At 58.1% G+C, this 12,669-nt stretch carries 16 protein-coding genes; 4 read left to right on the forward strand and 12 right to left on the reverse strand.

Translation table 11 applies throughout. The features are described 5' to 3' along the window. The first annotated feature begins 35 nt into the window (after nt 1-35). Nucleotides 36-1,004 (forward strand): ATP-binding cassette domain-containing protein, encoded by a 969-nt coding sequence (locus ACPV0M_RS04590; RefSeq protein WP_425621781.1) that lies wholly within the window; start codon nt 36-38, stop codon nt 1,002-1,004. Next, nucleotides 1,005-1,787 (forward strand): ABC transporter permease, encoded by a 783-nt coding sequence (locus tag ACPV0M_RS04595; RefSeq protein WP_425621782.1) that lies wholly within the window; start codon nt 1,005-1,007, stop codon nt 1,785-1,787. On the opposite strand, the gene ACPV0M_RS04600 is transcribed toward ACPV0M_RS04595, so the two are convergent. Further along, on the reverse strand, nt 1,771-2,076 hold the full coding sequence (locus tag ACPV0M_RS04600; RefSeq protein ID WP_425621783.1) for a hypothetical protein: 306 nt from the start codon (nt 2,074-2,076) through the stop codon (nt 1,771-1,773). The two genes, ACPV0M_RS04595 and ACPV0M_RS04600, sit on opposite strands and share 17 nt — an antisense overlap. Before the next feature lie 281 nt (nt 2,077-2,357). Here ACPV0M_RS04600 and ACPV0M_RS04605 point away from each other — a divergent pair, with 281 nt between their 5' ends. After that, entirely contained in the window at nt 2,358-2,495 is a 138-nt protein-coding gene (locus ACPV0M_RS04605) for a rubredoxin (protein WP_425621784.1), read from the forward strand. 55 nt (nt 2,496-2,550) lie between these two features. Then, nucleotides 2,551-2,667 (forward strand): desulfoferrodoxin FeS4 iron-binding domain-containing protein, encoded by a 117-nt coding sequence (locus ACPV0M_RS04610; protein WP_425621785.1) that lies wholly within the window; start codon nt 2,551-2,553, stop codon nt 2,665-2,667. Nucleotides 2,668-2,748: 81 nt separating this feature from the next. On the opposite strand, the gene istB is transcribed toward ACPV0M_RS04610, so the two are convergent. The 11 genes from istB to ACPV0M_RS04665 form a co-directional block, all read right to left on the reverse strand. Beyond that, a complete protein-coding gene (gene istB, locus ACPV0M_RS04615; RefSeq protein WP_425620248.1) occupies nt 2,749-3,546 on the reverse strand; it encodes an IS21-like element helper ATPase IstB in 798 nt (265 codons plus the stop codon). Further along, on the reverse strand, nt 3,543-4,760 hold the full coding sequence (gene istA, locus ACPV0M_RS04620; protein ID WP_425621786.1) for an IS21 family transposase: 1,218 nt from the start codon (nt 4,758-4,760) through the stop codon (nt 3,543-3,545). The genes istB and istA overlap by 4 nt, the downstream gene beginning before the upstream one ends. A 604-nt stretch (nt 4,761-5,364) precedes the next feature. Beyond that, a complete protein-coding gene (locus ACPV0M_RS04625) occupies nt 5,365-5,754 on the reverse strand; it encodes a prepilin-type N-terminal cleavage/methylation domain-containing protein (protein WP_425621787.1) in 390 nt (129 codons plus the stop codon). 167 nt (nt 5,755-5,921) lie between these two features. Further along, nucleotides 5,922-6,302, reverse strand: a complete 381-nt coding sequence (locus ACPV0M_RS04630; protein WP_425621788.1) for a prepilin-type N-terminal cleavage/methylation domain-containing protein — start codon at nt 6,300-6,302, stop codon at nt 5,922-5,924. Nucleotides 6,303-6,459: 157 nt separating this feature from the next. Next, nucleotides 6,460-7,680 carry a hypothetical protein gene (locus ACPV0M_RS04635; RefSeq protein WP_425621789.1) on the reverse strand — a complete coding sequence of 407 codons (1,221 nt, stop codon included), beginning with the start codon at nt 7,678-7,680 and terminating at the stop codon, nt 6,460-6,462. 19 nt (nt 7,681-7,699) lie between these two features. Further along, a complete protein-coding gene (locus ACPV0M_RS04640; RefSeq protein ID WP_425621790.1) occupies nt 7,700-8,239 on the reverse strand; it encodes a hypothetical protein in 540 nt (179 codons plus the stop codon). A gap of 50 nt (nt 8,240-8,289) precedes the next feature. Then, nucleotides 8,290-8,760, reverse strand: coding sequence for a type 4a pilus biogenesis protein PilO (gene pilO, locus ACPV0M_RS04645; RefSeq protein ID WP_425621791.1), 471 nt, complete (start codon nt 8,758-8,760; stop codon nt 8,290-8,292). Between the two features lie 74 nt (nt 8,761-8,834). After that, complete coding sequence (locus tag ACPV0M_RS04650; protein WP_425621792.1) at nt 8,835-9,506, reverse strand: PilN domain-containing protein; 672 nt, start codon at nt 9,504-9,506, stop codon at nt 8,835-8,837. Next, nucleotides 9,503-10,540, reverse strand: a complete 1,038-nt coding sequence (gene pilM, locus ACPV0M_RS04655) for a type IV pilus biogenesis protein PilM (RefSeq protein ID WP_425621793.1) — start codon at nt 10,538-10,540, stop codon at nt 9,503-9,505. Before pilM ends, ACPV0M_RS04650 begins: the two co-directional genes overlap by 4 nt. A gap of 56 nt (nt 10,541-10,596) precedes the next feature. Next, entirely contained in the window at nt 10,597-12,030 is a 1,434-nt protein-coding gene (locus tag ACPV0M_RS04660; protein ID WP_425621794.1) for a hypothetical protein, read from the reverse strand. Then, the gene (locus ACPV0M_RS04665; protein ID WP_425621795.1) at nt 12,027-12,608 is read right to left on the reverse strand and encodes a prepilin-type N-terminal cleavage/methylation domain-containing protein; all 582 of its coding nucleotides are present in this window, start codon (nt 12,606-12,608) and stop codon (nt 12,027-12,029) included. Before ACPV0M_RS04665 ends, ACPV0M_RS04660 begins: the two co-directional genes overlap by 4 nt. Nucleotides 12,609-12,669 lie beyond the last annotated feature (61 nt).

The following is a 12,669-nucleotide window of genomic DNA, read 5'->3' on the forward strand; positions in this document are numbered from 1 at the left end:
TTTGCTCCCTCAGACAGGAGGCGACGGGGACTTTGATGATCGACGTACAGGGTTTGACCAAGCGTTTCAAAGACTACGTAGCCGTGCGGGAAATCAGCTTTACGGTGGGGAAGGGGGAGGTTTTTGGTTTTCTCGGCCCCAACGGGGCGGGAAAGTCCACGACGATCAAGATGCTGGCCACCCTGCTCCGGCCCTCCGCCGGCACGGCCAGGGTCAACGGTTACGACATCGTGCGCGAACCGGCCAAGGTCCGTCGCAGCATCGGCATGGTATTCCAGGACCCCAGCCTCGATGACCGCCTTACGGCCAGGGAAAACCTCGAGATGCACGGCATGCTCTACGCCGTGCCCAAACCCGTCCTGAAGAAGCGCATAGAGGAGATGCTGGAGCTGGTCGGCCTGGCCAACCGGCAAAACGAACTGGTACGCACGTTTTCGGGGGGGATGAAGCGGCGGTTGGAGTTGGCCAGGGGCTTGATCCACGCCCCGGGGCTGCTCTTTCTCGACGAGCCCACCCTCGGCCTTGATCCCCAGACGCGCACCCATCTCTGGGAGTATATCTCCGGCATCCAGGAAAGCCAAAACGTTACCATTTTTTTAACCACGCACTATATGGAAGAAGCCGAGATCTGCCACCGTATCGCCATTATCGACCACGGCAGCCTGGTGGCTTTGGACACCCCCGAGAACCTCAAGCGGATGGTCGGGCAGGACCTTGTAATGATCAAATGTCAGGACCCCGTGACGGCAAAGCGGCTGCTGGAATCGGAGTTTAACCTGACGGCCCGGAGCGAGGGAGGCGTTTTGATCGTCGACGTGCCCCATGGGGAGGAGTTTGTGCCGAAACTGGCGGCCGGGATTCCGGGGATCGCCGCGATCAGCGTGGACAGGCCAACCCTCGAAGACGTCTTCCTGCACCTTACCGGCAGGGCCATCCGCGAGGAAACGGCCGGCGGCATCGACCATATGCGGGCGATGCGCAGGGCAAAGGGGAGGAAAAGCTGAATGGCGGCTTTCCTGATGACGGTGTACGTTTTGTGGTTACGGGAATTAAAACGGTTCCTGCGCGAAAAAACCCGCATCCTGACCATGCTCGGGCAGCCGCTGCTTTACCTGCTGGTGATGGGTCAAGGTCTGCGCACCACTTTTAGAATCGATATTGAAGGCTTTGATTACCTCTCCTTCATCTACCCCGGCGTTATCGGAATGTCCGTGCTGTTTACGGCGATGTTCTCGTCGGTGTCCATCATCTGGGACCGCGAATTCGGCTTTCTCAAAGAGGTGCTCGTAGCGCCCGTGCCGCGCAGCGCCATCGCCGTGGGCAAGGCCCTGGGGGGCAGCACCACCGCCGTCCTGCAGGGCACCATCCTGCTCATCCTGGCGCCCGTCGCCGGCCTGCACATCCATGCCGCTCAGATCGCCCTGCTCCTGCCCCTGATGTTCCTGCTGGCCTTCGCCATCACCTCGTTTGGAACCCTGGTGGCGGCCCGTACCGAAACGATGGAAGGCTTCCACATGATCATGAACTTCCTGATCATGCCCCTCTTTATGCTCAGCGGGGCCTTTTTCCCCGTATCCAGCGCCCCGGCGTGGATGCAGCCGCTCATGAAAATGGACCCCGTGGCTTACGGGGTCGACGCCTTCCGTAACGTCCTCTACACCGGAGCGGGCACAGCGGCGAAAAACTTTGCGGTCGCCTTCCCCTTAGGGCTGGACGTGGCCGTTCTGCTCGGCTTTGCAGCCCTGATGGTGGCCCTGGGTATGCTGGCCTTTACGCGGACGGAATAATCTTCATCGCCCCGTCATTTTCATAAGCAACCCTAGCTCCCGGTTCCAGAACGATAATCAAACCCCTGGCATGGTCAATGGCGACTTCGCGGTTGATCGTCATCATGACCGTCCCGTTGGTCCCCAAAATTGTTTCAACCACCGTGCCGTCGTCGTAAAGGAGGACCTGACGCATCGAACCGTCCTTCTCCACAGTAAGCTCTTTATGTTCGGCGCTTGCCGGCCGCCGTGTGGAAATACGCCAGTCCATGCTCTCCGGGAGTTCGTTGCCGTTGACGATAAAGCTCAAGCCCCGCGCCCCTTTCTGTATTGACAGACTGATTGCTTATAGCTTTCCCTTTTCGTTTCTTCATCTCCGCCTTCATAAATCCTGCTTGCCGTCCGGGAGAGTTCGGGGGGCGTAAATTTACCGGCACAAAAAGGAAAACCCGTCTTCGGAACGAATGAAACAATAATGACTAATTTACTTAACATTCGATCGGCGTCCTTAAATGCTAGGAGCAAAAACCCCTTCGTTCCGGCTAAACTAAGGCTGTAAAAGAAGATTCAACGCCGAAAGAGGTGAAAAGTATGGACAGATGGGTTTGCACGGTATGCGGTTACGTATACGACCCTCAGGAAGAGGGAGGACTCCCTTTTGAAGACCTTCCGGATGATTGGGTTTGCCCCGTTTGCGGCGCAGGCAAGGAAGCTTTTGAAAAAGAATAATCTGTTGGCTCTGAGCACAAGTTAATATTTTCACAAAGCGGGGAGGAGCAAAACAATGGCGACTAAAGTGGGAGAAGTTTATAAGTGTCTGGTATGCACCAACGTTGTCGTCGTTAAAGAAGAAGGCAAGGGAACGCTGGTTTGCTGCGGGAAACCGATGGTGAAACAGTAGGGTCGTTTGTTGCTCCTGTCAACGCCGACTTACTTTTGACCCACTGGCGCCGGTTGGGAATTGACCCACCCGGCCGACAAACTACGGTTTGGACTGCTCGGCGTTAACCACCTCCGGTCTGGGGTGTGGTCCAAACAGACCGGCCCGTTTCTTCTCCCGCAGGCGGTAACTCTCCCCGCGGATGTTCAGGACGTGGCTGTGGTGCAGGAGCCGGTCCAGGATCGCCGTGGCAATCACCGCATCACCCAACACCTCGCCCCATTCGGCAAAACCCTTGTTCGACGTCAGAATGATGCTGCCACGCTCGTATCTGGCCGAGATCAGGGCAAAGAGCGCCGTGGCCGCCTGGCGGTCGTAGGGCCAGACCCCGAACTCGTCAATAATCAGGACCTTCGGGGCCAGGTAGACCCGCATTCTCCTGTCCAGCCGGTGTTCCGCCTGGGCGCGGCGCAGGTCTTCCAGCAGGTCGTGGGCCCGGACAAAGTAGACGCCGTAGCCCTGTTCAATCGCCCTGATCCCCAGGGCCACCGCCAGGTGGGTTTTGCCCACCCCCGGCGGGCCCAGAAGCAGGATGTTCGCCGCGTCGGCGACGAAGGTCAAGGTAGCGAGTTCCCTTACCAGACGTTCATCCACCGATGGCTGGAAGCCAAAATCGAACTGCTCTAAGGTCCGGTGGTAGGGCAGGTGGGCCAGCCGGGTCCGGGTCTTCAGATAACGCTCCCGCCTGGCTGCCGCCTCGATCCCCAGCAGGTCGGCCAGGAAGTCGGCATAGGACAACTGCTTTTGCACGGCCGCTTCCAGTCGGCTGTCCAGGATCGCCGCCGCCTGTCCCAAACCCAGGTGCTCCAGGTAGTGGCGCGCTTTCTCCAGGGCGATCACCGTTCGCTCACCACCAACGCTTCGTAGTCCAGCAAAGACCGAATCTGGACTTCCACCGTCTGGACCTGAAAAGCTGTTGGGGTTTGGCGCCGCCGGCGGTCACCCATCGGCAGCCCGTCCCACTGGCCGGGCAGGGTAAGCCGCTGCCCCGGGGTTACGGCCCGCGGATGGACGGCCAGCCTTTCGTTCCCCGCCCAGATCTGGATCGTGGTCTCGTCCGGCTGGACCTCTACTTTTCGGCCGGCCCATTGCCAGGGGACGCCATACCAGGAGCCGTTCCATTGGAGGTAACCATCCCGGCCCACCTTGCGCTCCTCACGCAGGAAAGGCAAAAGCTTATCGGGGCCGGGCAGGGGCATCAGATGGGCCTGCTCGATGATCAGGCGGTCAATCGGTCGTTCCCGGGTCGTCCCGTGGATACGGACGTTGGCCACGGTGTCAAGCCAGACTTGGGCCCGGCGGTTGAGGTCAGTAAGATCAGTAAACCGGGCACCAGGCCAGAAGTTGCCTTCGACGTACCCGACGCCGCGCTCGACCTTGCCTTTGGTTCTGGCCCAGTAGGGCCGGCAAAGCTGGATGTCAAAGCCCAGCCGCAGGGCGAAGTCCAGGAAACGCTTGTTCCAGATAGGCTGCCCGGCCTCGTCCCGGTCAAGAACGACCAGCTTGGCGTTGTCGTACAGGCACTTGCGCGGAATGCCGCCCAGCCGCGCAAAACCGTTGATGTGGCAGCGGATGAAGCCGGCCACGTCGGCGCGCTGGATGAACTCTACGTACATGGCCCGCGCCCAGGCCAACACCAGGACGAAAGCCCAGACATAACGTGGTGTCCCGTCCGGCGTCAGGTAGCGGTAACGGCCGAAGTCGACTTGCGCTTGTTCGCCGGGCTTGGTTTCAAAGCGCACGGTGACTTCAGGCTTCCGCCGCCATCGGCGGAACGGGTGAACGTACTCCTTGAGGATGGAGTAGCCGCCTGTGTAGCCCAACTCCCGGATCTCCCGGAGCAGAACGACGCAATTGTCCACTCCCTCGCTAAGCCGCTTCTGGATATAATCTTTGTAGGGGTCGAGCTTGGACCCCCGCTTCGCCCGGGGCTTCGGTTTGGGTATCCCCGGCTCCCGAAGGTATCTACGAACCGTGTTCCGGGATACGTCAAGAAGCCTTGTGATGGCACGGATGGATTCGCCCTTGCCGTGCAACTCGATGATCTGTTTCACTTTCCCACCCTCCAGCATCTTGTTGGACACCTCCGTCTTTTGCAGTCGAAGGTGTCTTTCGCCGGGGGGTGGGTCAATTCTTTTTCGGCGCTACCGGGTCATTTTAAACCCGGCGCTGACAGCTCCTCGGTAAAGGCACTGAGAAAGGCACCGCTTCACAAGAACGGTGCCTCTTTCGTCATGCAGGGAACATACAACGCCCCAGCCATAAGCGTTAAATGGGCCTGTAAGGCAATCAAAACCCCGGCTACTGGGGTTGGGTCATAAGAGCACTTTAACAGGCCTCTGAAGCCAAATTAAGAACACCTTGACAACCTCCTTGGGTATTGCTCTAAAATTGGTATACCCCGCCGGGTATACTGCCTGCATCCCGATACCCTGAATCCTATCCGGCATTAAAATCTTGACGGTGCTCATTGGATGCGGCGAGGCTGGATCTACTGATCTACTATGGAGATTTGGATCTGCACTGCACACAACCCGGATAAAGGCAGGGCGAGCCCAGGCTAACTCATTCACCAGTTCATCCACTTCTTAGGCAACATAATACTTCTTATGGGAACCAATTGGGTGTTGAGCATTGAGCGATGAGCGTTAACCCCGATCACTCGGCCTTCCATTGGCCGTTATCAAGAACGTAGTCTTTTCCGTTGGGTGAAACAGGCCAACCTACAATCAACCGGTTCTCAATCTTTCCTTTTAAGGAGTCAGTGGTTTCGCTTCGTGGGTCGTTAGACTCGTCCTCCAGCACCCACTGTAGGGTGGCACTGTTCAAAGCTCTGACGTTCACTTCGTCTGCCCTGTCCCTGGCGGTCTGTTCCGTGGACTTGTACATCGGTAGGGCAGTGGCCACTAACACCGCGATGATAACAACGACAACCAGGAGTTCCACGAGCGTAAAACCGCGTTTGTCACCCAAGCATCCCGGTAGATAACGAGGTTTTCCAGTGTCCTCAAACCGGCAGTCAATATCCGGCACGGTGTTCACATCCATTCTTGTTGGCCTCACAACACGGCCTCGGATAGACATGTACCCCAAAATGGAGTCACCTTTAGAGATACGCCCCCTGCCATCACTCCGGCAGGAGGCGTATCCTTCATCCAACAATGAGTTACAAGTTTGGTGCCTAGCACCATGTGTTCTTAATTCTTTCCGTCAGTTTACGGCCAAGCAATAGGTAAAGATGCGTTGGTAAGTGTCGTTCCACCAACCGTCCCGCTAACCTGACCCCGAAGAGGAGTACCACCCACTGTATACGTTGCAGTTCCCGGCCCTGCGGGTACAGCTTGTAAGTATGTGGGAACTAAGGCATTTATATCGGTCGGGTTAGTTCCATTATTAGCAGCCTGGAATTGCATGATCGCACCATCAATCGTCCTTAGGTTGGCCTCTACAGCCCTTCGTTCTGCTGTTTGTGATACGTTGTTATAAACAGGCACAGCAATAGCCACCAGGATGCCGATGATGACCACGACGATCATCAGTTCGACCAGGGTGAAGCCCTTACGGTTCTTGAGGAGATGGCAAAGTCTTGTAAACATCGTTTCACCTCCCTTCCCTCTTCTTGGGAATTCATGCCATCTTTTGTCTTCCTATATGTGGTTATACCGTCATACACGTAACCCTAGACACTGTTTCGGAACATTTTAGTCAAACTTTAGAATTCCAACGCGAAACGTCCAGGCAATCAGGCGCTATTCACTCTTGCACTTGCTCTTCCTCCTGTACGGTAATCGGCTGGGCGCTACCTATCAGTTGCAGATAATCCGCAACGCGCTTAACGTTATCAGGCGACTCCTCCACCCACATGACGTACTCGTCCTTTTCTCCGGGCATCAGGTCGGACGATATGTTAAAGCTGCTTGTCGGGATGCCGGTTAAGTCACTGAGCAGCTTACGGTAGTTATAGATCAACTGGTAATTGTCGCTCTTGGCCACCGGTATCCGTACCTTGGCCCGCTCCTGGTCAAGCCGGTTCAACGCGCCGCGCACCTGGGTTTCCATATGGGACGGACAGATGACCAGCAGTTCTCTTCCGAACTCGGGATAGCTGAACGTGATCGTCTTCACCATTGACCCGCCGCTGCTCGCTGATGCCCCGGCACCGCTGCTTGCCCCCGTCGCTCCGGCGGTTCCCGCCAGGGAGCTCAGAAGAGAATCAGCGGCATCAGCAGGGCCTGACTCTTCACTGATAAAGGTCCCTAATCTTTCCGCCGCGTCGCGGGCGACGATGTTCTTTAACTGGTAGACAAACACCGACTGCGTGGCCGGTTTGCCCGACACGTCAACCCCCGGGATGTCGACGGCATTGACCAGCTCGCGCACCTTCTGCAGGGCTTGCGCTGAACCTTGCGCCCACAGTATGCCCGGGTGGGTTTCCACAGTGACGGCCTTGGCCGGGATACCAAGCTGTCCGATCAGGGATTTGACCTTTTCCGCCGGAATATAGACGAGGTCGAACCGTGTTAGATGCATCTGCGCGAAGAAGTTCCTGTCCAGGTCTTCCTGCTTGCCGACGACGATGATGTTCCCGTCCTGGATATAGGATAGGCCTTCCCTTTGCACGAGCAGTTCCAGGGCGCGGCGTGCAGTGACGCCCTCGGCCTTGAAGTTCACCTTTACCGGATCGGCGGCGAGGATGACGCTGCTCCCCATCTTCAGTGCCAGCGCCGAGAGGACATCGCGGATATCGGCCCCGCGAACCTCAATGGTGACTCCCCCTCCGCCAGGAGAAGAAGACAGCGGCGTTATTCCGTCGTCGATAGACAGGGCTGCCGTGGGCCTGCTGTCGGCGGCCGCGATGCTTGGGATACCCCCGAAAACAAGACAGGCCGCTACTACCAGCGACACCGCCGGTATGCGCATTCCGGACCGGAAGACCCTTTTTACGCCATATAATACCGTGTCTCTACCGATCATTCCTTGCACTTCCCTTCCCCTACCGCGTCGACTTGGCGGTGTCGCTTATACTGGCTCTACCGTTGAGTTTCAGGCGCATTTCACGGTCACCCGCCTTAAGAACAACTTCCCGTTCCTTGATCTCCTCCACCGTCCAGGTCTCGGCAACCGTAGAGCCTTTCTCGGCAATATAAGCCATGCCGCCGATTTCGATGATCGCCAGGTTCTGCCCGTTTTTGTCCAGGATAACCCCCCGGAGCAAAGCCCCGGCGAAGGGATCAATCACGTCCCCCTGGCCGGCCGATAACTTATCCCCGGGCTTCTCGTCCAGGGTGCGCTGTGTCTGCGGCAGGGTGGTTACTTGCTTTTCGCCGGCAGCAATATCTTTTGCCGCCTGCTGGATAGCGGCATCCTGCGCGCCCCCCTTGGTAAGGCGGGTAACAAGGGCATAGGACACAATGGCAAGGATGATCAGGACAAGCAGCAACCCGCCCACAACCAGCTTTTCCCTGTGCGCCGTCGCCCACTGCCGTACCCGCTCCCGGTCGAAGCTCATCCCCTTTGGTGTTTCCTCAGCCACACTTCTCCACCATCCTTATCTCTCTATCTCTGTACGTTCCAGCCGCCGGTCTACTGCTGTCCAGCGTAAAAAGCGCTGGCGGCAATGTCAGCCCTTATTTCGGATGAGTCCTCGTTCAACCGGGCGAGTTTCAGCTCCTCGATGCGTACCGCTCTGGGACCGTCCCGCAGGCCGGCAAGCAAATCAAGCACCTCCGAGTACCGTCCTTCAAGAGCCAGTTTGAAGGGCATCTCGACGTAACCTTGCCCGGTAACGCGTTCCTCAAAACGGACTTGTCTAAGGCATAAGCCGGCGGCCTCGGCGGCCGCTTGCAGATCGGCGAGAAGGACATCCTCGTCAGGCTCCGCAGGCATCATCCGCTCCAGCCGGTTCAACTGCTCCTGCACGCCGACAGCGTCTGCTTTCATTTTGATCAACTGCTGCACCCGGGTCTGATCGCGGGCCAGCGCCATGCGTTCTTCCGTAACGGCGTCCCGCGCCGCCCGCAACGCCCCGAACTGGAGGTAAAGCAGGAAAAGCATTAAGATTAACGCGATTACTCCGAGGATTACAAGAAAAAGATTGCTGTTAATACGCACAGAGGGCTGGCTGATTGCTAATCCCCTCCTTGTACAGGCTGGAACGGCTGACCGGAAAGAACCGCCGCCTTGATTTCAAACTGGACCATGGCGTCCCCGTGAAGGTTTTCCGTAGAGGTAAACCGGCACCTGACATCGGTAAGCCCGGGCACATCACGTAAAGCATCCAGCCAGGCGGCAACGGCCGTGTGCTCGAATGTCCACCCGCGGATAACAACTTCGCTCACAGCGGCGGATTGAGCGGCGGTTTTGTTCCCGCCCGCGCTTTGTCCTTGCCCGGACTGGCCTTGTGTTGCCTGGACCTGAGCATTCTTGTCTTTTTTCTCTACTTTCCAGTCAGTTAACCAGACGGAACCGGGGATCTGCCGCCCTATGTCGGCCATGATCCTTGTCCAATCAGGCGGGGAACCGACCGCTTCGCGGACCAGACCCTCGGTCCGGGTCATCCGGTCCCGCATGTCGGCATACTGCTGGTAAGCTGCGGCTTCCTGTTGAACCTTGCGCCGCTCCTCTTGAAGCCGTGCCGCCTCTCCCCGTGCCTGGACGGTAGCGGCTATCAACGCGGCGTAAAACGCCAGGAAAACCAGGAGTACCGTCCCGCTCACAAGGATGGTTAGATTACGTCTTCGGCGTGCACGCAACTGCGTAGCAATTTCCGGCGGCAGAAGGTTGATCCTGACCTGGCTCACTTCGCGCCCTCCAATCCTCGTCTGGCCAGACCGATGCACACGGCGAAGTCCAACACCTCGCGCGTGATGTCCTCACAGCCCGGCTGTACGGTGATTCCTTCGAGAGGGCGCACCTTCTCGACGCGCAAGTCCAGGCGTTCGGCCATAAACTCGGCAAGACCGGCAAGCCTGGCGCCTCGCCCGCTGATGATGATTCTCTCGACATCGGCCGAGCCCGGTTGCGCGAGATAATAGCCGATGGAAGATTGGATCTCGCCCGCTACGTTGTTACACCAGGCACGCAGTTTTTCCTTATGCCGTTGCCGAGCCGTTTGCTGTTCATCTTCCGCCCCTGTCCCCACGGGTTCGACGTCGGCAAGGAGAAAGCCAAAGCTTTTGACCGCGTCCTGGAGGCTTATCGGAACCAGCCGCGCAAACCGCGGCACCCCGTCCGCGGCGATCAGGATGTGGCTGAGGCCGTTCCCGACGTCCACCAGGGCGACCGTGCCCCGGCGTTCGTTCGTCATCGCCGCGTTGACCAGGGCCAGGGGAGCCGCGTCTATAGCCGTAACGTTCAGCCGCGCGCCGGAAAGGGCCTCCAGGAAAGGCTGGAGCATGTCCCGCCTGGCGGCCACGAGCAGGACTTCCAGAAGCCGACCGTGCCCCCCGGTGGTTTGACCCACGACGGCGAAATCCAGCACGGCCTGGTTCAAAGGGATGGGCAGGTAGTCCTGCGCCTGGTAACGGATCAACTGGGCCAGCTTGTTCTCCGGCACTTTGGGCACAGTACCCAGGCGGATGAGCACGCCCTGGTTGGCTATCCCCAGGACGACATCGCGGCTGCCTATCCCGGCCGCAGTCCACAGCTTTTCCAGGGCTGTAGCCACGGCCTTGGGGTCGGTTACAGCGCCCTCGACGACCGCGCCATCCGGGAGTTCCTGGCGTCCCCAGGCCGCCAGGCGCGGGGCGCGGGGAGTACCGCGCAGTTCAACGGCGCGCACCTCGCCGGCGTCCAACTCCAGTCCTACCGCACCGGCCGGCTTAAAAAAGCCCATCTTCTCCCACCACTCTCCCCTGCTGCACCGGGAGTCAGTGTCCCGGTATTGATTTCTTAAGGATTCGCTATTTCTTTCCAACTAACGATTTCCCAACCCGCGTTAACAGGTTGCAGAAAATGCGGCGGCGTGTCGTAGGCCATGCGCGGGTCGTGGCGGTAGTTCTTGTTGTAACCGGTCAGCCGGGTTCCCGTCAACGAGAAGAAGGTACCAACCGCGCCGCGGAATTGTTGTGTAATCGAACCTACCAGGGTGATGGTTCCCCTTGCCGGCCCCTCATCCCACTCTTCATACTCCCAGGAAGGGTTTAGGGCGAAAAGGGCACCGTGAATCGTTACGTTCTGCGGCGAAACGTCGCCGGCCAAACCCGCCAGCACATCGTAATAGGGCCATGTTGACGTCGGCCAGTAATAGTGCAGCAGACGAATCCGCCCGTTGGCGACCAGCCCGAGCATGTCGTCGGTAATCCCGCCGTTCGGGTCGAAGTCGTCGTTGGCGTAGCGAAGGCCGCCCGTCGAACCGGCGGTAAGGTAGTTGAAATTCGTTGGGTTCTTGTGCGTAATGTAAATATTATTGGCCGCGGCAATGGTCAGGCGGCCGTCCAGCGTGCCCGAAACAAAGACATTGCCTCTGCTGAGGTTCCACTTGTCAGTTCTGCTCTCGTCGGGGTTGCTTGTACCGTCCACGTAGATCACCCCGTTTGGCGGCAGCGGGCGAGTCACCGCGCTGCCGGTACCGTTTCGGATAGTAACCTGGTTGCCGTTAAGCAGGATGCACGTCCGGCCGTTGTAATAATAACCGTTGTATTGCGCCTGTGTTTTAAGCTGGCTGTTTGATGGGGGAAAGGTCAGCGGCGCCACTTTTTGGGGAGGGCCTTCCTCGTAGAATGGGTTGCTGCCCGCACGGACATCCAGGTTAACGGAATAGGTTACCGGACCATGAAAAATCGGATCGCCGTCGATATGTAAGGTGCCGTTGGTATGCAAAGGGCCGAAAACCTCATCGCCGGTAATCCACCAGACCGTTTGCCCGGAAGACATGGTCTCCTCCCCGGAAAGGTAAATGGTTTGCACAAACTGGCGCTTACGGACCGTTATCTCAACACTGCGCCTGTTTGTTGGATCGCTGGCCGGCCAGCCCGTCGAGCGGATAGTGACCACCGGCTCTTCAGTGGTCGGGGGATCAACCTGCAGGCGGTAAAATCCGTCCTGAAACGGCGTATCCACGTTTAAACGGGCGTCGTCAGCAGTCTTGTCGACTTCCGGAACCTCGTAATACTTGGAATCCTTGTTAAGATGCCAAAGGTATTTGTTCAACCCGGCCTCCGCGAAGTAGATGGCCCTTTCGCTGTCGGAACTACGGCGCCCCATGGTGGCCTGACTCTCAACAAGAAAAGCCGCGGTAAAACCCAGGAGGGAAATAATGGCAATAATCATTACCACTATGGGTACAGCGATTCCGTGTTCCTGGCACAAGAGACGTCGCATCATGAGGCATTCCCCCTGCTGCGTACGCTGATGGTGGCCTGAACCGCCAACGGCTGGGCAAGCGGTGTGGCGGCATCATTAACCAGCAGATTAACAAGTACCTTCATGCGCGGAGGGTTGCTGGCGTCAACAGTAAAGAGAGGATCACCGGCTCCGTTAACCACAGTCGTGACCACAGTCTCATAGGCCGTTGGCGCCGCGTAGGAATACGGGTATGCGCTGCCCTGCGGGGCGCTGACCCCCCGCTCAAGCCTCCCGTCCACGAGACGGTACCTGACCAGCTCCGGCCTACCATCGCCGCTGACGTCGGTATAAACGTCGAGCTGCGTGTTGCCGGCAGAAACAGCCACCGCGGTTCCACCATTGGTCGCAACCCGTGCCTGGTGGACCTCGCGGTTAAGGACGTCAATAAAAAGACGGGCCTCCTGCACGGCGCGCGCCTCGGCTGAAGCACGGTTCCAACTCTTATAGCCGTAATCGAAATACATATAAATAACGCCAATAGTCATGCTTAGCAGGGCGAGCACAACCAGCAGTTCGACCAGCGTAATACCCCTCTTATTTCTGAATGTATCCTCCAACCGAAACCAGACGGCCGTTCCATTCACTGAACTCTCACATCCATTTGTGCTGCGTTTCCAT

Source organism: Desulfosceptrum tomskiensis (assembly GCF_049818055.1).
Classification (GTDB): domain Bacteria; phylum Bacillota; class Desulfotomaculia; order Desulfotomaculales; family JASEER01; genus JBFLVT01.